General features: G+C 49.7%; 20 protein-coding genes and 1 pseudogene. 16 read left to right on the forward strand and 5 right to left on the reverse strand.

The features are described from left to right. A partial coding sequence (locus HOK28_19600; GenBank protein MBT6435311.1) for a hypothetical protein occupies positions 1 to 2,040 on the reverse strand: 2,040 nt, incomplete at its 3' end. A gap of 575 nt (positions 2,041 to 2,615) precedes the next feature. Between HOK28_19600 and HOK28_19605 the strand changes: the two genes are divergently transcribed. Then, positions 2,616 to 2,912: an adenylate/guanylate cyclase domain-containing protein gene (locus tag HOK28_19605; GenBank protein MBT6435312.1), complete on the forward strand. Its 297-nt coding sequence runs from the start codon at positions 2,616 to 2,618 to the stop codon at positions 2,910 to 2,912. Between the two features lie 93 nt (positions 2,913 to 3,005). On the opposite strand, the gene HOK28_19610 is transcribed toward HOK28_19605, so the two are convergent. Then, positions 3,006 to 4,115, reverse strand: a complete 1,110-nt coding sequence (locus tag HOK28_19610; protein MBT6435313.1) for a beta-lactamase family protein — start codon at positions 4,113 to 4,115, stop codon at positions 3,006 to 3,008. Continuing rightward, positions 4,108 to 4,710, reverse strand: a complete 603-nt coding sequence (locus HOK28_19615; protein MBT6435314.1) for a TetR/AcrR family transcriptional regulator — start codon at positions 4,708 to 4,710, stop codon at positions 4,108 to 4,110. The genes HOK28_19610 and HOK28_19615 overlap by 8 nt, the downstream gene beginning before the upstream one ends. Before the next feature lie 561 nt (positions 4,711 to 5,271). Here HOK28_19615 and HOK28_19620 point away from each other — a divergent pair. Genes HOK28_19620 through ureG form a run of 7 tightly spaced genes read left to right on the forward strand, consistent with a single transcriptional unit; the run spans position 5,272 to position 10,358 of the window. After that, positions 5,272 to 6,132, forward strand: a complete 861-nt coding sequence (locus HOK28_19620; GenBank protein ID MBT6435315.1) for an urease accessory protein UreD — start codon at positions 5,272 to 5,274, stop codon at positions 6,130 to 6,132. Between the two features lie 25 nt (positions 6,133 to 6,157). Next, complete coding sequence (gene ureA / locus HOK28_19625; protein ID MBT6435316.1) at positions 6,158 to 6,460, forward strand: urease subunit gamma; 303 nt, start codon at positions 6,158 to 6,160, stop codon at positions 6,458 to 6,460. An 11-nt stretch (positions 6,461 to 6,471) separates the two neighbouring features. Beyond that, complete coding sequence (locus HOK28_19630) at positions 6,472 to 6,780, forward strand: urease subunit beta (protein ID MBT6435317.1); 309 nt, start codon at positions 6,472 to 6,474, stop codon at positions 6,778 to 6,780. A gap of 4 nt (positions 6,781 to 6,784) precedes the next feature. Beyond that, positions 6,785 to 8,488: an urease subunit alpha gene (gene ureC / locus HOK28_19635; protein ID MBT6435318.1), complete on the forward strand. Its 1,704-nt coding sequence runs from the start codon at positions 6,785 to 6,787 to the stop codon at positions 8,486 to 8,488. Next, positions 8,488 to 9,033 (forward strand): urease accessory protein UreE, encoded by a 546-nt coding sequence (gene ureE / locus HOK28_19640; GenBank protein ID MBT6435319.1) that lies wholly within the window; start codon positions 8,488 to 8,490, stop codon positions 9,031 to 9,033. Before ureC ends, ureE begins: the two co-directional genes overlap by 1 nt. 8 nt (positions 9,034 to 9,041) lie before the next feature. Next, the gene (locus HOK28_19645; GenBank protein ID MBT6435320.1) at positions 9,042 to 9,704 is read left to right on the forward strand and encodes an urease accessory protein UreF; all 663 of its coding nucleotides are present in this window, start codon (positions 9,042 to 9,044) and stop codon (positions 9,702 to 9,704) included. Positions 9,705 to 9,737: 33 nt separating this feature from the next. Continuing rightward, the gene (gene ureG / locus HOK28_19650) at positions 9,738 to 10,358 is read left to right on the forward strand and encodes an urease accessory protein UreG (GenBank protein ID MBT6435321.1); all 621 of its coding nucleotides are present in this window, start codon (positions 9,738 to 9,740) and stop codon (positions 10,356 to 10,358) included. A gap of 69 nt (positions 10,359 to 10,427) precedes the next feature. Here ureG and HOK28_19655 read toward each other — a convergent pair whose 3' ends face one another. After that, positions 10,428 to 11,495: a hypothetical protein gene (locus HOK28_19655; protein MBT6435322.1), complete on the reverse strand. Its 1,068-nt coding sequence runs from the start codon at positions 11,493 to 11,495 to the stop codon at positions 10,428 to 10,430. A 707-nt stretch (positions 11,496 to 12,202) separates the two neighbouring features. Here HOK28_19655 and urtA point away from each other — a divergent pair. The 5 genes and pseudogenes from urtA (at position 12,203) to urtE (ending at position 17,853) form a co-directional block, all read left to right on the forward strand. Then, entirely contained in the window at positions 12,203 to 13,519 is a 1,317-nt protein-coding gene (gene urtA / locus HOK28_19660) for an urea ABC transporter substrate-binding protein (GenBank protein ID MBT6435323.1), read from the forward strand. A gap of 93 nt (positions 13,520 to 13,612) precedes the next feature. Beyond that, positions 13,613 to 15,235 carry an urea ABC transporter permease subunit UrtB gene (gene urtB, locus HOK28_19665; GenBank protein ID MBT6435324.1) on the forward strand — a complete coding sequence of 541 codons (1,623 nt, stop codon included), beginning with the start codon at positions 13,613 to 13,615 and terminating at the stop codon, positions 15,233 to 15,235. A gap of 1 nt (position 15,236) precedes the next feature. Next, positions 15,237 to 16,415: an urea ABC transporter permease subunit UrtC gene (urtC, locus tag HOK28_19670; GenBank protein MBT6435325.1), complete on the forward strand. Its 1,179-nt coding sequence runs from the start codon at positions 15,237 to 15,239 to the stop codon at positions 16,413 to 16,415. Then, positions 16,412 to 17,155 (forward strand): annotated as a pseudogene (gene urtD, locus HOK28_19675) (urea ABC transporter ATP-binding protein UrtD). Before urtC ends, urtD begins: the two are co-directional and overlap by 4 nt. A 2-nt stretch (positions 17,156 to 17,157) precedes the next feature. Next, a complete protein-coding gene (gene urtE, locus HOK28_19680; GenBank protein MBT6435326.1) occupies positions 17,158 to 17,853 on the forward strand; it encodes an urea ABC transporter ATP-binding subunit UrtE in 696 nt (231 codons plus the stop codon). Positions 17,854 to 17,862: 9 nt separating this feature from the next. Here the strand turns inward: urtE and HOK28_19685 are convergent, their stop codons facing one another. Further along, complete coding sequence (locus HOK28_19685; protein MBT6435327.1) at positions 17,863 to 18,462, reverse strand: hypothetical protein; 600 nt, start codon at positions 18,460 to 18,462, stop codon at positions 17,863 to 17,865. 520 nt (positions 18,463 to 18,982) lie between these two features. Between HOK28_19685 and HOK28_19690 the strand changes: the two genes are divergently transcribed. From HOK28_19690 to HOK28_19700, 3 genes are all read left to right on the forward strand, one after another. Continuing rightward, positions 18,983 to 20,512, forward strand: coding sequence for an SUMF1/EgtB/PvdO family nonheme iron enzyme (locus tag HOK28_19690; protein MBT6435328.1), 1,530 nt, complete (start codon positions 18,983 to 18,985; stop codon positions 20,510 to 20,512). Between the two features lie 96 nt (positions 20,513 to 20,608). Next, positions 20,609 to 20,854, forward strand: coding sequence for a hypothetical protein (locus HOK28_19695; protein ID MBT6435329.1), 246 nt, complete (start codon positions 20,609 to 20,611; stop codon positions 20,852 to 20,854). A gap of 9 nt (positions 20,855 to 20,863) precedes the next feature. Next, entirely contained in the window at positions 20,864 to 21,643 is a 780-nt protein-coding gene (locus HOK28_19700; GenBank protein MBT6435330.1) for a hypothetical protein, read from the forward strand. Positions 21,644 to 21,745: the final 102 nt, after the last annotated feature.

Below are 21,745 nucleotides of genomic sequence, written 5' to 3' on the forward strand. Positions count from 1 at the left end.
AGAGTCGGAATTGAATGGGCCGTCGTCGCAGCTTTCACCGGGATCAAGCACACCATCGCCGCAAGTTGCAAAGGCGCAATGCAGGCGGCAAGCACCGGAGAGGGTATCGGAGTTGTTGGCGCCCTCGTCGCAGTCCTCACCATCATCGACAATGCCATCCCCGCACCAGGCCCAATCGCAGGTACTTCGGCATGCATCGGCGATGCTATCGGAGTTGGTCATGCCTTCATCACACGTTTCGCCGGTATCAATTACTCCATCGCCGCAGATGGGGTTGGTACATGAGGTTCGGCAGGCGTCGGGCAGCACATCGGAGTTGTTGTTGCCGTTGTCGCAGTCTTCGCCGACGTCTACGATGCCATCGCCGCACACAGATTGGGTGCAGTTGGTTCGGCATGCATTGGGGATTATGTCGGAGTTGGCGATTCCGTCATCGCATGCCTCGCCTGAGTCGATGATGCCATCGCCGCAATAAGCGGGCATACAATCCGTTCGGCAGGCATCGGCGGCGGTATCGGAGTTGGTCGCTCCTTCATCGCACGCTTCGCCTGAGTCGACGATGCCATCGCCGCAATAAGCGGGCATACAATCCATTCGGCAAGCATCGGTGGCTGTGTCGGAGTTGAACACGCCCTCGTCGCAAAGCTCGCCGCTGTCTTGCACGCCATCTCCGCACCATCCCGCTCTGCAATCACTTCGACAAGCGTCGGGAAGCATATCGGAGTTGGCCGGGCCCTGATCGCATGTTTCGCTGGCATCAATGACGCCGTCTCCGCAGGCCGAAGGCACGCACGAGCTGCGGCATGCATCAGCAAGGGTATCCGAGTTACTTGGGCCGCTGTCACAGAGTTCGCCTGCATCGATGATTGCGTCGCCGCATCGGGGAAGTTGGCAGGTGCTGCGGCATGCATTGGCAATCATATCTGAATTGGCAATGCCGTTGTCGCAGTTTTCACCGGTATCGACAATGCCATCGCCGCAGGCGGGAAGGGCACACGAGGTGCGGCACGCGTTGGCAATGACATCAGAGTTTGCCAGGCCGTTGTCGCAGTTTTCTCCGGCATCGAGCACGCCGTCACCGCAGGCCGCCAGCGCGCAGTCTAAGCGACAAGCGTTTGCGACTGTGTTGGAATTTTGGGCACCGCCATCGCAAAGCTCTCCGGCATCAAGAACTCCATCGCCGCAGGCAGCGAGGATACAGGATATGCGGCAAGCATTGGCAATGGTATCCGAATTGAGGTCGCCGTTGTCGCAAAACTCTCCCGCATCGGTAACGCCGTCGCCGCAAGCGGGTAGGGTGCAGGATGTTCGGCAGGTGTTCGGCAAACTGTTGGAATTGGCGAGGCCGTTGTCGCAGGTTTCTGCTGCATCTAAGACGGCATCACCGCAGGTTGGGAGCTGGCAAGTTGTACGGCAGCTATCGGCCAGGATGTTGGAGTTAAGCTGGCCCTCGTCGCAGCTTTCATCAAAGCCAACGATTCCATCACCGCACACGGACGCGCAGTCGTTGTCGTTGCTTGCATCGCACTGGGGCAAACAACAACCGTCGTCGTGATGGCATGCATTAATGGCGTCTCCTGGAACACATTGCGCATTACAATCACTTGGGCTCCCGACCATTTGGATGCTTTGGCAGACCTCTCCGGATTCGCAGGTCGTGGGGCAGTTGCCATCGCAAAGCTCCCCGGCACTTGGATTTAAGATGCCATCGCCGCAAACAGCAAAGCTGCAGTCCATATTGCAGGTAGCAGTTTCCCCGCCCTCGTCGCAGTCTTCTCCAGCTTCAAGAACTGCATTGCCGCACACGGGGTCGTTTGCACCGGAGGCAACGCTGCTTGGCAATTCGCCGCAGGGATCGTTATGAAAAGGTGTGCAGGGCTCATCTTCCGCGGTGTTGCAGATGCCTTCGGGGCCGCAGAGATAAGACGCGGGACAGTCCGAGTCGTTTACGCAGCCGCCTCCCGTGATATCCTGCTCCGAGCATGCAGCCAAAAGGATAAGCCATACGCCGATGACCGTAACACTGGAAATAACTTTCATCTTCCGACCTCCGAAACGCATGGCGAGCCATCCCACGTTTCATTCTCGCAAGCAGGTCGGGGTGCTTTGAACTCCCCTTGCCGCCTTAACTCTATGTTTCATTAAACTTTCAGGTTGAAACCGAATGCTCTAACGTCACAAGTGTTTCACTGTGTGGCGCTCAGGTATTTTGACGATTCGGTATCCAGCAGCACCACGCAGGTGTCTGTGTTCTTGAGTGTCATCAAGACAACAAAGGTTTAGATGTGTAGAAAATACTGCAGCATGATGGTGCTGCCACGGCGGTATTATTCGTCTTGGAAACCATTGAGACTTCGGCATGTTACCCCCTTGGTAAGCCGTTGTCCCTCCCCCCCGGGCAATGCTTCTAGTTGGGGTCTGCACTCCCTTGTAGAAGCATTTGGTAAAACTGAAACGTGTTTCAGTTCTATGTGAGCAAACGGTAGCAATGGTGGTACATGAAATAAAGACCAAATGAAGCGATTGTCAGCAGCATTACAAGTGCGTACAACTCACAGAGGCGAGGTGGACGTGGGTGTGGATTGGCTTGGGCGATGTCTCAAAACAGGATTTGAATAGGATGTAAGCTGTGTAAGCATGCACCATTCATCATAGATTTCTTCGGTGTAGCGCCGGTTTTTATCTGTGCGCGCAGCATCGGCCAAGAGCGCCGGTCTGATTACACCTGCATTGGAAGTGCTGTGAATCTGGCATCTCGTATAGAAACAGCATGCGAAGTGGAAAAGGTCTATGTTTCTCAATCCATTCACCAGCTGCTTCCTGATGAAACTGAGGAAGTGGGTCAATTTGAACTCAAAGGTATTGAGGGTAAGACATTTCTTTATCAAGTGGTCAGTGACATCGAAATCTAATCTGCTTCGTAACCATCAGTAAACCCACGGCTTTCAAAATCACTCTCACCGTTTGTCACCGAATTCCCGCTGGGACACGGAAAGGAAGTCCGTTCATGGCTTTTTCCCTTCGTATTCTTTAATCGCCGCTGCATCCAAAACATCGGATACCCCGTCGATAGGAGCGGCGCTGACCTCAGTGAGGTTGGCCATCCATAGAGTGCCCAAGCCCAGGTGTGGATAGATCCGAACGTTGGCTTGATGTCCCAGACCGCCGCCTTGTTTTCCAAAATAGTCATGGCCCAGCAGCTGGCCTTTCGCCATGCTGGCTTTCACCTCATCCAGTCCCTTGAGGCTGACTAGGGTCGGCTTTTCTTTGAGCAAATCTGACAGCACACGTCCCAGTGCATCGGGTGTGCAGTAAAGGCCGCCATAGCCTCGGCCCCAGGGGTGGACCTGGGGGTGAAGCGTCCATTTGCCTTTGGGTTGGCCCCAAAAACTTCCCGGCATCAACAACCGAAAAAATGCTGAGCGAAGCGACCAACGTTTGCTGTGCCCGCTGGCAAGTTCTTTGGGGATCTCAAACCCTGCTTGGCTACGGTCCAGACCCAGCGGGGCAAAGACATGGTCATGAATGGCCGCGGCAAAATCTTTCTTTCGATGATGTTCAACCACTTTTTCGAGAAGCCAATACCCCACATTGGAATAGCCGTACTTTGCTCCTGGCGCTGACTTCAACTTGGGATGGTCGGTCATCAATTCCTGAAGCTTTGCATCGCTGTTGAAGTTCTCTCCGTCTAGGTAAAACCAATCAATGGGCATGGGGTTTGGCACCCCGGCGGTGTGTCGGATGAGTTGAGCTAGGGTGACCTCGCCGCCGTAGGGATGCTGCGACAGGTGAAGGGTCAAAGGATCGTCCATCTTCACCAAGCCTTCGTCGGCCAATTGCACGACTGCAATGGCGGTAATGAGCTTGGTGACTGAATAGGACATGAAACGGGTTTCGCCATTGACCGCCGTCCCCTCGACTGCGTCCGCCAAGCCGAAAGATTTTTTCTGGATGCTCCCCTTTGGGCCGACCAAAAAATGATGGCCACCGGGAAAGGCCGCGAATACCTCCTGAGGGTTCTTTGCAGCAGACACACATCCTCCAGAGGCAGTGGCGAGGAGATAAAGCATCGCCGTTAATGTAAACTTGATGATGCGTGTTTGGACGCTATACACACTGAAGCCCCAAGCCATTAAAGAGCGCGGTGAACCCCTCCTTGTCCACCCGTGAAAAGGCAGCCTTAAAATGGGTCAGGTGGGTCAGCTGCAACATGGCCATGCCATGGGCCGTGGCCCAAAAAAGATAAGAGGTCTCTTCCGTCCAGCGTTTGGTCTTTTTTACATCAGGTGGAATGGCCAACGAGACCGCATTTACCAGGAGGGCAAAAATGGAGCCTGGCGGAAGGTTATCATCCAGGCTTTGGCGTCGGGAGGTCTGCCGACTGAATAGGAGCAGGAAGTCTTCTGGGGCATCCTTGGCAAAACCGACGTAGGCAGAACATATGCGAACCAGATGGGGAGTCTTCCTGTCCTTTGGCACCTGGGACATCGCTTCATAAAGCCGCCGTTCGGCACGAAGGGCGAGCGCGTCAAAGATGTCTCCCTTGCTTTCAAAATACTCGTAGAGCGAAGCTGGGGCGAATTTCGCCGCCTTGGCCACCGCACGTAGCGACACCTGATCAAGCCCGTCGCGCACCACCAGTTTTCTGGCTGCATCGAGAATTTCTGCCCGCTTTTGATTCTGTCTTTTTGCCCGAAGTTGGGGGTCCATGACACACCTCGGCCACATTATACCAAACAGTGTTCGGGAAAGTCAATTGGTGTCCTGGGTACGTGATTGCTCAGCTTAGGCAAGCTTGTGGCGGCGATTTAGACCGTGTGCGCTCGGCACGGGAACTTTTGATGTCTTTTGCGAGGGAGAAGGGCATTGGTTTTAAAAGCTCTCCGCCGATACATCTCCATCGCTCTTTTAGCTTAAACATCTCATCTGTTCTCAGCCGTTCCATTCTACTGCGGTGTGCCTCGTTGGAGTGGGGTGAACACGATCATTAGGAATCTACAATGACGTCTTAAATTTAGGGCAAAAAGGCGCATATTTACCTCATTCCTCGCACCGTTTGTGGGGAAGTTGATTCATAATCGGTTAAAACTTACCAAAATGTAGTTAAGTGAATGGAGAACCTACGAGCATGTTTCGCAAATAGTGACGATTTGGTGGCCCTATCGAAGACGAGTTGATTGACCGAGGGTCAACTGATTTCTATTGTGTTCCGGTCGCGTGGGTTGGTTGTGTGTCTTAATAGACCCAATGTTGCAGGACCGGGAGGGAACCATGGCGTCCACTGCGCCAATACAATCATCCATGAATTCCAATGCCGGATGGCGGGCCGAGTTAGCGTTGCGTTTTGAGCCCCGGCCAGACCGAACCGTTGTTGCTCGGCGACATCATCTTGGGCCCCTGCGGATTCAGCGGCCCTTTTACCCGGAAGACAATGGGACCTGTCATATTTACCTTCTTCATCCGCCCGGCGGTATTGTCCCTGGTGATAATCTTCACATTGAATTGGACGTGGCTCGGGGTGCGAATGTCTTAGCTACTTCCCCCGGTGCTGCAAAGTTTTATCGCAGCCACGGGCCCAAACAGACTCAAGCTATAGATTTAAAAGTTGCTACCGGTGGTTTTCTTGAATGGTTTCCGCAGGAGACCATCGTTTTTAACGGTGCGCATGCATTTACGGATATGAACGTCGAGCTTGAGAAAGGTGCTGGGTTTATTGGGTGGGATATTCAATGCCTGGGAAGGCCAGCATCCTCCGATTATTTCGAGCAGGGAATCGTGGGAACGCATTTAAAACTAAAGAAAGACGGGCACCTTCTTAATTTCGAACGGGCTCGGTTTGAGGGCGGTTCTCGGGTGCTTCAGGAGCCTTACGGGCTTGGGGGCTACACCGTGATGGGAACCTTTATGGCAGTCGGGAAGCCAGGCACAGGTATTGATTCCTTGCGTGAGACTATATCTGGTTTGGCCGGTGATTATCATTTTGCGCTGACTCAGATGCGCGGGGTGTTGGTCGCGCGTTACCTAGGTCACCATGGTTGGCAAGCACGAGAACTTTTTACACGCGTCTGGACCGAGGTTCGGCCTGAGTTGGCCGGCCGTTCAGCAGTGATACCACGGATATGGAACACATAAGGCCCTTGTGGGCGGAGAAAACCAGATGGAGCTACTTCCTAGAGAGAAAGATAAATTGATGGTGTTTACGGCAGGGCTTTTGGCTGAACGCCGGAAAGAGCGCGGTCTTAAATTGAATTACCCGGAGGCTGTAGCCTACGTGACCTGCGCTATTTTGGAAGGAGCCAGAGACGGCCGTACTGTGGCGGAATTGATGAACTATGGCACGACACTGCTGTCTCGCGATGATGTGATGGACGGGGTGTGTGATCTAGTCCACGAAATCCAAGTTGAGGCAACATTCCCAGATGGCACCAAGCTTGTAACGGTTCACGACCCGATTGTTTGAAAGGACTTAAAATGAAACCCGGCGAGATATTTCCCATGGAAGGGACCATCGAACTCAACGTGGGACGAGAGACCGTAACTGTTGAAGTCGCCAATACCGGTGACCGACCCATTCAGGTGGGTTCTCATTACCATTTTTTCGAGACCAACTCAGCGTTGACTTTCGACCGTGAGCTTAGTCGCGGCTTTCGTTTAAATATTGCGGCGGGAACAGCTGTTCGTTTTGAGCCAGGTCAAACCCGGTCCGTAGAGCTTGTTGCTCTTACTGGCGAGAGAAAAGTCTACGGGTTCAATGCGAAAATTATGGGAAGTTTGGAGTAGAGGAATGGCAACGATTGATCGTCGTGCATACGTGGAAATGTTTGGACCCACAGTGGGAGACCGAGTCAGGTTGGGTGATACCGAGCTGATCATTCAGGTTGAAGAAGACCGAACAGTTTACGGTGAAGAAGTAAAGTTTGGCGGTGGCAAAGTTATTCGAGACGGTATGGGCCAAAGCCAACGTACTTCAGATGAAGTGGTTGATACGGTTATAACGAATGCGTTGATCTTGGACCATTGGGGTATTGTTAAAGCCGATGTCGGTATTAAGAATGGTCGCATCCTAAAAATAGGTAAAGCAGGCAACCCTGACATTCAGCCAGCTGTAAATATTGTTGTCGGCCCGGGTACAGAAGTTATTGCGGGCGAGGGACAAATTTTAACAGCGGGTGCGATTGACGCGCATATCCACTTCATTTGTCCGCAACAGGTAGAAGACGCTCTGATGTCTGGAATTACGACGATGTTGGGCGGTGGAACGGGCCCAGCAGCGGGGACAAACGCAACAACTTGTACTCCAGGGCCTTGGTATATCGAGCGGATGTATCAAGCTGTTGAAGACCTTCCTATGAACTTTGGTTTTCTTGGCAAAGGAAATTCAAGTTTGCCCGAAGCACTCGAAGAACAAGTTCGAGCTGGCGTTATAGGACTTAAACTTCACGAAGACTGGGGAACAACTCCGGCGGCCATCAACAACTGCTTAAATGTTGCTGAAGCCTTTGATGTGCAGGTTGCGATTCACACTGACACTTTGAATGAGTCAGGATTTGTCGAAGACACTTTAAACGCCATTGGTGGCCGCTCCATTCACACTTATCATACCGAAGGTGCAGGCGGCGGTCATGCACCGGATATTATTAAAGCTTGCGGATTTTCGAATGTACTTCCGTCTAGCACAAACCCAACGCGCCCCTACACAGTGAATACGGTAGATGAGCATTTAGATATGTTGATGGTCTGCCATCACCTGGACCCCAAAATCGCTGAAGATGTGGCCTTCGCTGAATCACGTATCCGACGCGAAACAATTGCCGCGGAAGATATCCTTCATGATCTTGGAGCTTTTTCGATGATCGCATCCGACTCCCAGGCGATGGGGCGTGTAGGAGAGGTTATCTCACGTACTTGGCAGACAGCTCATAAGATGAAGGTACAACGCGGTGCTCTTTCTGAAGATACCACTCAGCACGATAATTTTCGGGCGAAGCGTTATATCGCCAAATACACCATCAACCCCGCGCTAAGCCATGGCCTTTCTCATGAAATTGGCTCGGTGGAAGAAGGTAAGATGGCTGACCTGGTTTTATGGAAGCCTGCTTTTTTTGGTGCGAAACCGGCCGCAATTATTAAAGGCGGAATGATTGTAGCGGCGCCGATGGGTGATCCGAATGCATCCATTCCCACCCCGCAACCGGTTCATTACCGTTATATGTTTGGGGCGCTTGGGCGAGCTCGGTCGAAAACATCGGTTAGCTTTGTTTCTCAAGCTGGTGCGGATGCTGGCATCCGAGAAACTTATGGGCTTAGTAAGCAAGTTGTGCCTGTTCGGAATACGCGTGGCGTTCAGAAAAAGGACTTGGTCCATAACGCTTACCAACCAGTTATAGAGGTAGACTCTCAAACCTATGAAGTCCGCGCTGATGGTGAACTCCTTACCTGTGAACCCGCCACTGTCTTACCGTTGGCCCAACTTTATCACTTATTCTAATGAAAAAATTTACAAAAATCCTAGAAGTGAAGGCAGCATTTTCAGAGTCATTGACGTTGCCTTTTGAATTACGTCAAAAGAGTAGGCTGCGGGTCGAATTGGATTCCGGCGAAGAAGTCGCAGTGATCCTGCCGCGAGGTCGAATCCTGCGTCATGGGGACCAACTTATCTCTGAAGCCGGTGTGGTCGTGGAAATACGGGCAGCACACCAGAGGGTTACGACTGTTTTTGCTGATTCCTATTATGACTTAGTTCGGGCCGCCTACCATTTGGGCAATCGCCATGTTGCACTGCAAATTGGGACGGAGTGGATTCGTTACGAGCATGACCATGTCTTAGACCAAATGGTGATGGCCCTTGGACTGCGTATTGCCGTCGAAGATGCACCGTTTGAGCCTGAGCCGGGTGCTTATTCTGGTGAAGGTCACAGTCACAGTCATGGGCATAGCGATGGTGAGCACCATTCCCATACCCACAAGGCTCACGAGCACAAACGTCACGACCATGAACATGGGAAAGTGTCAGCTGGGGGTAAGTCGGCGTGAGCGATTTGATGCTGACCCGGCTTATGCAGTTGGTGAGCCCTACATTACCAGTGGGGGCTTTCGCCTATTCGCAAGGGTTGGAGCACGCTGTCCATTTGGGTTGGGTTCACGATGTGCAGAGCGCTCATACCTGGATAGCTGGCATTGCACATGAGGCCTTGGTCCATCTCGACTTGCCCGTATTTTATCGACTGTACGATGCTTGGCAGGTTGATGATGAAGCATCTGTTACCAGTTGGAACGAGCTCTTGTTGGCAGGCCGTGAATCCTCGGAATTACAAAATGAGGACCACCATATGGGCATCGCCCTGGCTCGCTTATTGAGTTCGATGGACATTGTAGAGGCCAATGATTGGACGCGTCCCGACGGTGCTACGTCCTGGGTAACGATGTTTGCTCTAGCCGCACAACGTTGGGGTATCGCAAAACACGATGCTGCTTTGGGTTTTTGCTGGTCGTGGGCTGAAAACCAGGTAGCCGCAGCGGTGAAGTTGGTGCCATTAGGGCAAACGGATGGACAAAGAGTTTTGTGGAAGATCGGTGAATCGATCGTTGGATGGGCGGAGCAGGCCGCTGAGAAACAAACAGATGAGATTGGTTCTTTTCTACCGGGTCTGGCTGTGTCCAGTGCCCTCCATGAAACGCAATACTCAAGACTTTTCCGCTCTTAATTGGGTGAGATAGATATCGAAATAATGGAGAAGATGATGAAACAAGAGGTTCTGAGAATAGGCATTGGCGGACCCGTTGGGTCGGGTAAAACAGCATTGGTTGATTCACTTTGTAAATCAATGCGCGACACTTACAGCCTTGCTGTTGTTACCAATGATATTTACACACGCGAAGATGCGAAATTTTTAACCCGTTCCCAGGCTTTACCTGAAGAGCGGATTGTGGGGGTTGAAACGGGCGGTTGTCCGCATACTGCGATCCGTGAAGACGCATCAATAAATTTAACAGCGGTTCAAGAGTTATGTACTCGGTTTACTGACCTCGACTTTGTTTTGGTGGAGAGTGGCGGAGACAACTTGAGCGCAACTTTCAGTCCTGAACTTTCGGACCTCACCATTTATGTTATCGATGTTTCTGCTGGTGATAAAATTCCACGAAAAGGTGGTCCTGGGATCACACGTTCCGACCTTTTGATTATAAATAAAACGGATTTGGCGCCTCATGTAGGAGCGTCGCTTGAGGTCATGGATCGTGATGCGAAAAAGCAAAGGGGTGATAGACCATTTGTTTTTAGTAATATGAAAACCGGTGAGGGGCTCGACCAAATTGTAGACTTTATTCGAGTCCAGGGATTGATGGAGTCCGTAGCTTAAACTTTACGAGAAAAGATAAAAAAAAGGGGCCTTTGGGGCCCCTTTGTATTTTGGGGTAGCTCTAATTAATTAGATTTGTAGTTGCAGTCCAACCAGTGCACCATGCGCTCCATCGGCTTCACCGGCTTTTGTGTTTTGGTAAACAACGGAAACGCGGGCATTGTGTCCTTCGATAACGTAGTCGAAACCAGCATCAATTTGCGTGGTATCTACGCCGCCTTCGTCAGCCATGAATTGCATGTACCGAACTTTAGGCTGCAATGTGCCGGGGCCTTGAGTACCGTCTAAGAGGAAGGATGCAAGCACGAAGAAACCCATTCCCTGGTCAAAGCCTGCTGCTTCAGGGGCTATACCGTTGGCGCCATAGCTATAAAGCGCAGCTTCTAAAGTAGGTACACCAAAGGCTAGCTTTTGCTCATAGAGAAAATCTACGTTCCAGCCCATATAGTCACCACGAGCGCCGTCTGCACCTAGGCCATCAGGCTGGTACATCAGAACCGCACCCAATGCTAAGGTGTCTTGAGCACCATAGTAAGTACCGTTGTTGTAATATCCGCCCTCAACATCCCAGAGGTTAAGTGTCAGGCGTGTTGCGAAGAGAGGAATATCGGCAGATGTGGAGAGGCCGCTGAATGCACCTACCTGGTACTTCAACATTCCATCAAGGAGTTTACCCCAGACAGCGATTCCGTCGTCTCGGCCAGTTGATACGTTAGGGTATCGTTGAACACTTGGAAAAGACCAGATGTTTCCATAGTAAGGTCCACTCAGGTTGGAACGGTCACTTGGGGGAAGAAAACGACCGGCCCAGATATTGAATTCATCACTGAATTCAAATTTCGCGATGGCATCCATCACATAAATACAAGCCGTACCGTCGCAATCGCCGTATTCGGTATTAAACTCCCACTTGATTGTGTCATTGAGTTTACCCCCGATGTACAAGCGCGCGCTTTGTAGGGCCAATGAGGACGACATGCCATCAACCCCATCCTGAAGGGTTAACCCGGTACGTACAGCGCCACCAAGCGACACTGAGCCTGAATCACCGAAGGTTACAGAACCTCCGGCGTGTGCAGGACTGGATGCTGCGGCAAAAGTTATAAATACAATCCCTGTTATTATCTTGTTCAACATAAACTCGAACCTTCCTGGTTGTTGGTTCCGGTTTTTGGTTTGCATATGAGGCTTAAGAGTACAGCTGGTACAGTTACATTTGTTTGCAACTGCTTTGCCTCAAGAGCGGTCCTTCACCTTTCTTGGTGATTTCCGGATTTTTATGGGCGATTCTTGCAAAGCAAGTTTCACCACGAAGTTTCACTGTACACATCCCTAGCAATGACGATGCCACATTTGCCTACAGGTCATCGATTTGGTGACTTCCGTTAGCAATATTGATTTTTTTTCAAAATAGGTCGCGGTAGGTGCCTGTCTCGTTTTGAAAAAAACAACCAAGTTGTCATTAACGACTGTCTTCTTCGACATTTCTGTAGATCTTTAGAGCTAAAAATGAGTCACATCAAAATGCCGAATTCGTCGAAAGTCCCTGAGATCAAGGAGGGAGTGGATATTTAGGTCCGCTGTGACCAAGTTGGTACGCGCTTTGCTTAGTTGTGAATAGATAGCAAGGAACTACCCCTAGGGGCTCAGACGGCGTGTGTCTGAAAACTAAGACGGTGTCCCAAGAGTTACAAGCGTAGAGGGGTACTCAAGCCAAGAATAGAATTTGTAATGCGTGGTCGTGTCATGTGTTCCGCTTATCTCTTCGAGCTCTTCTCATACATACCGTAAGTCTTTGGAGAGCCGGTTCTCAAAGTAAAGACTGATATTGGAGATTTCAAAAGATGATTGAACGAAGAAACAACTTAACTCGAATCCTGCCCTGGCTCTGTGCATTGGGTCTACTGTTTGTAGGCTTGAATGCTCAAGCCGCTAAGAAGCCTATAAAAGTAGGCGTTTTGCACTCTCTATCTGGGACTATGGCTATCAGTGAGACATCACTAAAAGATGTGGCTTTGATGGCGATTGACGAAATCAATGCCAAAGGCGGTATCCTGGGCCGAAAACTAGAGGCCGTGGTTGTCGACCCAGCCTCCAACTGGCCGCTTTTTGCAGAGAAGTCTCGTGAGCTTCTACAAAAGCACGATGTGGCAGCAGTATTTGGTTGCTGGACCTCAGTTTCGCGTAAGTCGGTATTGCCGGTATTTGAAGAGCTAAATGGCCTTCTGTTTTACCCGGTTCAGTACGAAGGTGAAGAATCTTCTTACAATGTGTTTTACACGGGTGCTGCACCAAATCAGCAGGCTATTCCTGCGGTGAAGTATTTAATGAGCGCTGATGGTGGCGGTGCAAAACGCTTTGTCCTTTTGGGTACTGACTACGTTTATCCACGAACCACCAATAAGATTTTACGTCACTACCTTAAGAGTAAGGGCATTCGTGATAGTGACATCATGGAGTCGTATACTCCCTTCGGTCACAGTGATTACCAGACCATCGTAAGCAAGATTAAGAAGTTTTCCGCAGGTAAGCAAACAGCTGTGATTTCAACAATCAATGGTGATTCAAACGTTCCTTTCTATAAGGAATTATCAAACCAGGGTGTTCGTGCTGAAGATACTCCGGTTATTGCTTTCTCGGTCGGTGAAGAAGAACTTCGTGGAATCGACACCAAAGACCTCGTGGGTCACCTGGCATCGTGGAACTATTTCATGTCAATGGAAACCAAGAGTAATAAGTCGTTTATCAAGAAGTGGCAAAAGTATGTTCGTAAGAACAAATTACCTGGTGGTAATAGGCGCGTAACCAATGACCCCATGGAAGCGACCTACATTGGCATTAACATGTGGGCGCAAGCTGTTCGGCAGGCGGGAACCATCAATGTAGATGCTGTTCGCCAGGCGATTGGTAATCAAACGTTCAAGTCGCCATCCGGGTATACGATCACTATGGATGCCGCCAACCATCACCTTCACAAGCCAGTTGTGATCGGAGAGATTCGTGCAGACGGTCAATTTGATATTGTTTGGCAAACTCCGGGACCGATTCGTGCTGACGCATGGAGCCCCTATATCCCGGAGAGCGCTAAGAAGATAGCTGACTGGACATACCCTTGGCTCTGCGGAAACTGCAGCAAGCCTAAGCACCATGCACGTCGCTAACAATTTATAATTTATTCATTTAGCCGGTCGCCCACATACAAACAACTATGTGGGTGACCGTTTTAAGCTGCACCACCTAACGAGGCGAACTTCATGCGACTGCTAACCATTAAGTTCTACATAATGCTGGGGATAATACTTGGAACCTCAACACTTTATGCGCAATCCAGCGAGCAGGTTCTAATCGACGTAGTTTCGCCCAGCCGAACTACAATTAAAAAAGCCATTACCGCTTTAGGTGAACTCGGTAGTACTGAGGCACTTGAGGTCTTGGAGGCTTTACAAGAGAACCGATTACGCCGCGATGCTGATGGTAACCCCTTCATGCTTATCGCCGATGATTCGAAAGTTTTGAATTTACTTACGAGACAAACTGTCGAGGTCGATAGTGTCGGAGAACTCGCTCGTCCGATTATAAATAATTCGGTACGGAGAATTTTGCTTCCAACGCTTGCCTCAATACGCCTGGAATCTTCAGACGATGATGTAAGATTGAAGGCGGCGAATGAGTTAAATAAAAGACCCAATGCTAAAGCTATTCCTCTAATTGAAGTGGCTCTTGCAAAGGAACAAAACGCCAGCGTGAAATCATTGCTTTTGGTGGCACTCGCTCAAACTCAACTACAGAGTGATGATCCCGAGGTCGTGATTCAAGCCATTGAGGCAATTGGCGAATCGGGCAATACCGATTTGAAGCTTAAGCTTGAGGAATTCGTTGAAAAAGATGACGAAGGAAATTACTACGAACCCAATGAGGCTATCGTTGTAGCCGCAACCGGCGCACTCGATGTTCTCGAGAGTCGCCAAGCAATTGTTAATCAAGTAGGCAACCTATTTTATGGTTTAAGTCTCGGCAGCATTTTGCTTTTGGCGGCGTTAGGACTCGCCATTACGTTTGGGTTGATGGGCGTTATTAATATGGCCCATGGCGAGATGATTATGTTGGGGGCTTACAGTGTCTATTTTGTGCAGAGCTTGTTTGAGCAATACCTACCAGATTACATGAGTTGGTATTTGCTGGCTTCTGTCCCTGTTGCTTTCGGTGTTACCGGCTTTATTGGTATTGTTATTGAGCAGACGATTATACGATTTCTATATGGGCGGCAGCTTGAAACTCTTTTAGCTACCTGGGGAATCAGTTTGATCCTCATCCAGACTGTGCGGCTAATATTCGGAGCTCAAAATGTAGAAGTAGCAAACCCTGAATGGTTATCAGGAGGATTCGAGGTTCTTCATGGTCTGGTTATTCCGTACAGCCGAATGGCTATCATCTTGTTTGCGGGATTCACCGTTGTTCTGACCTGGTTTTTAATTCAGAGAACGCCTTTGGGTCTACAAGTTCGCGCCGTAACGCAAAATAGGTCGATGGCATCTTGTATGGGAATCGCAACAACACGAGTAGATATGTGGACTTTTGGTCTAGGGTCAGGATTGGCCGGCCTTGCAGGGGTCGCGCTCTCGCAGGTTGGCAATGTGGGTCCCGAAATGGGTCAGGCCTATATTGTTGATTCCTTTATGGTGGTTGTGCTGGGCGGTGTTGGTAAAATTGCTGGAGCTGTTGCGGGCGGCATGGGTCTCGGCGTGGTAAATAAATTTCTGGAGCCAGCCACCGGTGCTGTGCTCGGTAAAATTCTCGTCCTCGTCTTCATTATTCTATTTATTCAAAAACGTCCTCAAGGAATTTTTGCCCTAAAGGGTAGAGTGGTGGAGAACTGAGATGTCAAATTCTGGTGGATCTTTAGGCAAGTATTCCCTGACAAAAGAACGGATGGCATTTCTGGCGTTTTGTGCGCTTACGTTGGTCGCTGTGCCACTCTTAAATGGTCTGGTTCCGGCTGGTTCGGTTCTTCATGTGCCGGATTACTTACTCACTCTTTTTGGGAAATTTCTTTGTTTCGCGATGGTTGCCCTCGCAATGGATCTGGTTTGGGGATTCGCAGGGATTTTGAGTTTGGGACATGGGGTATTTTTTGCAACCGGTGGTTACTGCATGGGTATGTACCTGATGAGAGCCATCGGTACAGATGGTGTTTACCGAAGCGAACTACCAGACTTTATGGTTTTCTTGGATTGGAAAGAATTGCCTTGGTATTGGTACGGCTTTGATAATTTTTGGTTTGCGGCTGCGATGGCGTTACTCGTCCCGGGACTCATTGCCTTTGCATTTGGATACTTCGCATTTCGTTCTCGAATCAAGGGCGTGTACTTCTCGATTATTACGCAAGCCATGACCTATGCCGCCATGCTTCTGTTTTTTCGCAACGATACTGGCTTTGGTGGAAACAATGGCTTAACAGATTTCAAAAGGATACTGGGTGCTTCATTGCATGACCCATCGACCAAGCGGATTCTCTATTTGGCCTCGGCTCTAGGGCTTATTCTAGTTTTTCTTCTTTGTCGGTTTATTGTTTCGTCGAAGCTTGGACGTGTATTGAAGGCGGTACGAGATGCCGAAGCGCGTGTCATGTTCTCTGGATATAATCCAAATCACTTCAAGCTTTTTGCCTGGACAGTTTCCGCAGTGATTTGCGGTATTGCTGGTGCGCTTTATGTGCCGCAGGTGGGAATAATTAACCCAGGTGAAATGCAGCCTGCCAATTCAATTGAGATGGCGGTTTGGGTCGCGGTTGGTGGTCGCGGTCACTTGGTTGGTGCAATACTTGGTGCGTTCGTTGTGAATGGCGCGAAGAGTTGGTTTACCGTCGCTTTTCCGGATCTCTGGCTCTATTTTCTTGGCTTCTTATTCATCGGTGTCACTCTCTTTCTACCAGATGGGCTTATCGGGTTTGGGCGTACCGCTCGCGAGATGTCGAAACGAGTACTTGAGCGTGCGGGTAGGCGGGTTAAAGAAACAAAGCTGCGTTTAACCGGTAGTCCGATGGAGGATCAGTCATGAGTAATACATCTATTTTAAATGTTGAGAATGTAACGGTTTCATTTGATGGGTTTAAGGCACTCAACAATTAGAACTTTTCGGTGGATGAGGGTGAGTTACGTTGTGTGATTGGCCCAAACGGCGCGGGAAAGACAACATTGATGGATGCGGTGACCGGAAAGATAAGGCCGGATATGGGTACCATGCGACTCAATGGTAGCTATGACCTTTCAAAGATGGATGAAACAGCAATTGCTCAAGCGGGCATCGGCCGGAAGTTCCAGAAGCCTACGGTATTTGAGCAGCATTCTGTTTTTGAAAATATAGAGCTTGCGCTTCAAGCCAATAAGGGTGTTTGGTCGAGTCTATTCGCAAAGTTGTCTAACGAGGATCATACGAAAATCGATGATATTCTAAATACTGTAGGTCTGACGACGAAACGTGAGACTTTGGCAGGATTGCTTTCGCATGGTCAGAAGCAATGGCTGGAAATAGGTATGCTCTTGGCACAGAACCCACGGGTACTTTTGGTGGATGAACCGGTAGCAGGAATGACGCCCCAAGAAGTGGTCCAGACCGGAGAGTTATTGATTTCTTTGGCGGGTGATCACTCGGTTGTGGTCGTCGAACATGACATGGATTTTGTCCGTTCGATTGCCCGAAAGGTTACGGTGCTACACGAAGGTTCAGTCTTAGCGGAAGGCACTATGGACGAGATACAAAACGACTCCAGGGTCATCGAAGTATATTTGGGGCATTGAGAATGTTACGTATAGAAAAATTGAATCAGTTCTACGGTGAGAGCCATACGTTATGGGATATGGGTCTTGAAGTAGAAAAAGGGTCGTGTACCTGTTTGATGGGACGAAATGGGGTCGGTAAAACGACTTTATTGAAATCAATGATGGGAATATTGCCGATTGAATCAGGTAAAGTTTCATTTCAAGGACGGGACCTCTCGAAGGCCAGGGCACCTGAGCGCGCCCGTGCAGGTATTGGGTATGTTCCGCAGGGTCGCGAAATATTTGGTCAGATGACGGTTGAAGAAAACCTGCGTATTGGCTTGCGTTCACGCGGCGATGCAGTGAACGAGATCCCGCAGTCGATTTTTGAAATTTTTCCGGTTCTCAAAGACATGTTACACCGCCGCGGGGGTGACTTATCAGGCGGTCAACAACAGCAGTTGGCTATTGGTCGGGCGCTTGCGCTGAATCCGTCACTTTTGATTTTAGATGAACCAACAGAGGGAATTCAGCCGAATATTGTTGCAGAAATTGGTTCTGTCATTCGAAAACTGAACGAAGAAGATGGAATTACCATTTTGGTTGTTTCGCAGAAGCTTTCCTTCGTTCGAAAGATAGGCCATTCCTTTACAATTATGGATAAGGGACGAGCTGCCGCCGCAGGATCTTTGGACGAACTGACCGATGATCTGGTGAAGGAATATCTATCGGTTTGAAAGCTGACCTTAGAGTTTTTCTAACTCGCTTCTAAGCCAAAATATTCTCGGAAACCCACGACTGGCTGTGGCGAGGTGAACACGCGTTAGGTCTTTTTCTCGAGTCAGAGTATTAAGTGCGTGGCTCTGGATCCCAAACAAGTGTTCGGTTTGCTCTTGGCTAACCAATTCTCCCCATTTCTCTACGGCCTCTGCGAAATCCTTTTCAAAGGTCTCTCGCGCGAAACATGCCTTTATTTTTCTTTGTAGATAGATGGTGGCCTTGGTAGCAAAATGTTCATTGATGGTCTCAAAGAGCGGAATTGCTTCGAAGGAAACCGACCCTTTCGAACTGTAAGACCCATCGTGATAGGTGCTGTGAATGTGACGCCGGTATTGCTCTAATTCGGCGGCGATTGTTTTTCGTATGCCATGCCGAAAAAAAAGTAGTTCATATTCCTGAAAGAGCCCATTGGGGACGGTAAAATCAATCGCGTCAGTTTCTTTATTCGCTGTGAGCAGGGCATGGGTGCCGGCTTGATTTTGTTCCTTGCTCTTTTCAATTCCATGTAAGGCGGCAGTGATGGGGTAGAGGTCCGATGGTGGTGTAGGGCTTATTTTTCTTTCCATTGGTATTTTCCATATCTATTTAGAGCTAATTTTAATGGTGCGCTCTAGTAGTGCCAGATCGAAATTTGGCGGCCGCTACTAAACATCGCCTGAGCCAAAAACGCAACGGTGCGCTGCGTCAGGAATCGAGTATTTGGGGTGAATCTCTAGAGACTTTGTGTCATTGTAAGAATGAGAATCATTCGTGCACTTTCGCTAATGATGAATTGAGTTCGACTCATCAAAACCATTGTAGAAGCGATGGCTGTGTCAATCTGAAGTCACTTCCAGTCTATCCTGCCCCAAGACTGGACGGCTACTAGAAGCTGATCGTGCTCATTTTTTTTGGAAGTCTTACAGAATCATTCATGCAATCGTCGCATTGCTACGCCAGCGTCATAAAAATCTTAGGTATTGATTCATGCTTCTGACGCTATGGGCGTAGAGGGTACCATCTTGTTTTTCGGTAGCGGGAACTTGCGCCTCTCTCCGTATCCGCGAGACACTCAGAGCAGGGGGTGCCGTGTATCCAAGAATGTTTATGACCACTCTTTTGCTTTTATTACTTAGCAGCTGCAGTGCCGAGTGGTTCTTACCTGATGATTACGTGTTGGCTTGTAGCCAAGACGAAGATTGTCCGGGCGGTCAAACCTGCAATCTCGATTTCAGTTCCTGCGTTGATCCCAATCAGCCGATTTGCGGAAACGGCGTGGTGGAACTTGGTGAACTCTGCGATTCGGGTATTTACAACACCGATGTCTACGGTGCGGTAATAGATGATGTAACGCCTTGCCGAACCGATTGTCAGGGTGAACCACCGTATTGCGGAGACGGCATCGTGCAGTCCGGTGAAGCTTGTGATGATGGTAACCGAGAAGATGATAATAATGGCTGTTCTCTAACCTGCCAGCGCTTGGGGGAATGCGGTGATGGTGAGGTTCAGTATTATTTCGAAGCTTGTGATGACGGCAACGTAGAAACAGAAGCTTGTGATTATGGAGTGAAGGATTGTGTGGTCTGTGTGGCACCGGGCTTTGAAGGCGACGGCCGTCCGGAGAGCGCATCAGAGTTAGGTTGTGAATACCGCTCGCGCAAGGGATCTTGGTGCGGCGATGGTGTGGTTCAGCAGCGTGGCATCGTAGCGGGTATCGACACATTGGAATGGGAAGGGTGCGATCCAGGAAGTGAAGAGTACCCTGTGGCGCCGGTGGCGTGTGATTCGCTCGATCCAGCATGGGGAACCAACACGGCCACGTGCTTATCGAATTGCGTAGGTTATAATATTCAGGGCTGTGATAACGAAAATATGGTTTATGTGCCTTCAGGACCTTTTATGATGGGGTGCCACGAATTCCTCCATAACGATTGCGAAGAAGATGAAGGTCCATTTCACCAGGTGTATTTGGATGCTTACTTGATTGACCGCACAGAGGTAAGAGCAGGCGCATATAAGGAATGTGTGGATTCTGGAGCTTGTGAATATACAGGATCTACCACCGCGTCTTTACGCACGTTTAACAATGGTCGCGATAGCCACCCAATCAACTTAATGACCTGGACGGCAGCGAATGAATATTGCCTGGCACAAGGCAAACAATTACCCACAGAGGCGCAGTGGGAAAAAGCTGCGCGCGGTACCGATGGGCGAACGTTTCCCTGGGGCTCAGCGATTCCAAGCTGTGACTGGGCTGTATGTATCGGGTTTTATTATGACCCCGATGACGCCGAGGCTAATGCCAGTGGCTTTATCTCTGGAAATGGTTGCGGGAAAGACAGAACCTGGGAGGTGGGCAGCATGGAAGCCGGGGCAAGTCCTTACGGGGTGCATGATATTGCCGGCAATGTCTGGGAATGGGTGAGTGACATTTACGCGAGTGATTATTATTCCCAAACACCTGCCGACGGTTGGAGTAATCCGGAAGGACCCAATACCGGGGAACGGTATGTGCTTCGCGGCGGGGCGTTTAATCACCCAACCGATGACCTACGCATAGCAGACCGCAGTAATTTACCAGCTGATTCGAAGTATGTAAGTTTCGGTTTTCGCTGTGCTCGGAGGTTAATTGACTAGTTTTGCTTTTGCGCCGCTTTTTTTCACGTTGAGCTTAACTCTTGAACCCTCTAAAAGTATGCCACCCACCTTAAGTATTTAGGTAAGGATGATCTCATGACGAGTTTTGGAAGATTGGCTCTGGTGGCTTTTGGCTTGAGCCTTGGTGTGTGGTGCTCTTCAGCGAATGCGACGGGGAGTGACGGAGACAGGCAGACCTGTGTGGCCGCCGACGACTATATGACTCACCCAAATGAGCCACAGCCCAATGTAGAGTGTGGATTTGATGCGGACTTGACGGAGATGGGGTCCCCGAGTGGGTCGAGTTCGTACGAGATTTCTTTAGTTACTTGGTTTCCATAAGGAGAGACGATGGCGAAATATCTTTTTTGTTCTCTAATTTTATCGTGTTTGATTTGGAGTGGATGCACCAATTCAGCGCCTGAGGCTCCAATACCGCCCAAAGCGAAAACGGTGGTTCCGGCAAAAGCCGCCAATCCAACGCCTGATGTTAAGGCGCTACCTCCGGTGGGCGCAGAGGCAGATCCTGCACCTGCACCCACAGCTGCTCCCAAGCCACTTCCTGATGTGGTTTTTCTGGCAAAGAGCGGCACTTATCTTGATGGCCAAACCATGACCGTGAATACCGCTACGTTTAAAAGCGAGCCGAAGGTGGGAAGCAATGTAACCATCTTGCCGCGCAATGGTTTGAGTGCAGCATCGCTTAAGATTGAAAAGTCGGACAAGGAGCAGATGGACGAGCTTGAGAAGCCTTGGTGGAATATAACCTTCGGCAATATTGGCCGCGAGGATTACCGCACCGCTCAACCAGAGCCCGACCGCCGGCCAGAATTTCCTTTTGATGTTTGCATCATTTATCCTGAGGTTGCTTCGGCTAGGCTTATTCCGGTCGACAAGCTGGCTCCGGGTTCTGGCCCCGAAGGTCTTCTGCCCCACAATATCTGGGCAGCCATCGATTTAAATGAAGACGACCAAGTAGATGCTATCTTCTCTGAGTATTTTTGTAAGTGCCCAGAAGTCGCGCCGGGTCCCAAAGCTTGCGAAGTTTGCGATTGCGATTACACCTGCACCAAGAGCTACCTTAAGCAAGGTGGTATTTGGAAATTGGCGGATTCATCACAGCCTATGTAGCCTTGAAGAATAAGAATGAGGAATAGATTAATAAGAATAGATTAAGCAGAAGAATAGATTAAGCAGAATAAGAATAGATTAAGCAGGAATGTGTGCATGTCG

This window comes from Deltaproteobacteria bacterium, from assembly GCA_018668695.1.
Classification (GTDB): domain Bacteria; phylum Myxococcota; class XYA12-FULL-58-9; order XYA12-FULL-58-9; family JABJBS01; genus JABJBS01.

What these genes read in the sequence shown, in the direction of transcription:
- HOK28_19700 (MBT6435330.1), top strand. Translation starts at nt 20,864, where the DNA reads ATGGCGAAATATCTTTTTTGTTCTCTAATTTTATCGTGTTTGATTTGG.
- urtE (MBT6435326.1), top strand. Translation starts at nt 17,158, where the DNA reads ATGTTACGTATAGAAAAATTGAATCAGTTCTACGGTGAGAGCCATACG.
- urtC (MBT6435325.1), top strand. Translation starts at nt 15,237, where the DNA reads ATGTCAAATTCTGGTGGATCTTTAGGCAAGTATTCCCTGACAAAAGAA.
- HOK28_19620 (MBT6435315.1), top strand. Translation starts at nt 5,272, where the DNA reads ATGGCGTCCACTGCGCCAATACAATCATCCATGAATTCCAATGCCGGA.
- HOK28_19645 (MBT6435320.1), top strand. Translation starts at nt 9,042, where the DNA reads ATGCTGACCCGGCTTATGCAGTTGGTGAGCCCTACATTACCAGTGGGG.
- ureC (MBT6435318.1), top strand. Translation starts at nt 6,785, where the DNA reads ATGGCAACGATTGATCGTCGTGCATACGTGGAAATGTTTGGACCCACA.
- HOK28_19685 (MBT6435327.1), bottom strand. Translation starts at nt 18,462, where the DNA reads ATGGAAAGAAAAATAAGCCCTACACCACCATCGGACCTCTACCCCATC.
- HOK28_19630 (MBT6435317.1), top strand. Translation starts at nt 6,472, where the DNA reads ATGAAACCCGGCGAGATATTTCCCATGGAAGGGACCATCGAACTCAAC.
- urtA (MBT6435323.1), top strand. Translation starts at nt 12,203, where the DNA reads ATGATTGAACGAAGAAACAACTTAACTCGAATCCTGCCCTGGCTCTGT.
- HOK28_19615 (MBT6435314.1), bottom strand. Translation starts at nt 4,710, where the DNA reads ATGGACCCCCAACTTCGGGCAAAAAGACAGAATCAAAAGCGGGCAGAA.
- ureG (MBT6435321.1), top strand. Translation starts at nt 9,738, where the DNA reads ATGATGAAACAAGAGGTTCTGAGAATAGGCATTGGCGGACCCGTTGGG.
- HOK28_19695 (MBT6435329.1), top strand. Translation starts at nt 20,609, where the DNA reads ATGACGAGTTTTGGAAGATTGGCTCTGGTGGCTTTTGGCTTGAGCCTT.
- HOK28_19655 (MBT6435322.1), bottom strand. Translation starts at nt 11,495, where the DNA reads ATGTTGAACAAGATAATAACAGGGATTGTATTTATAACTTTTGCCGCA.
- ureA (MBT6435316.1), top strand. Translation starts at nt 6,158, where the DNA reads ATGGAGCTACTTCCTAGAGAGAAAGATAAATTGATGGTGTTTACGGCA.
- urtB (MBT6435324.1), top strand. Translation starts at nt 13,613, where the DNA reads ATGCGACTGCTAACCATTAAGTTCTACATAATGCTGGGGATAATACTT.
- HOK28_19690 (MBT6435328.1), top strand. Translation starts at nt 18,983, where the DNA reads ATGACCACTCTTTTGCTTTTATTACTTAGCAGCTGCAGTGCCGAGTGG.
- ureE (MBT6435319.1), top strand. Translation starts at nt 8,488, where the DNA reads ATGAAAAAATTTACAAAAATCCTAGAAGTGAAGGCAGCATTTTCAGAG.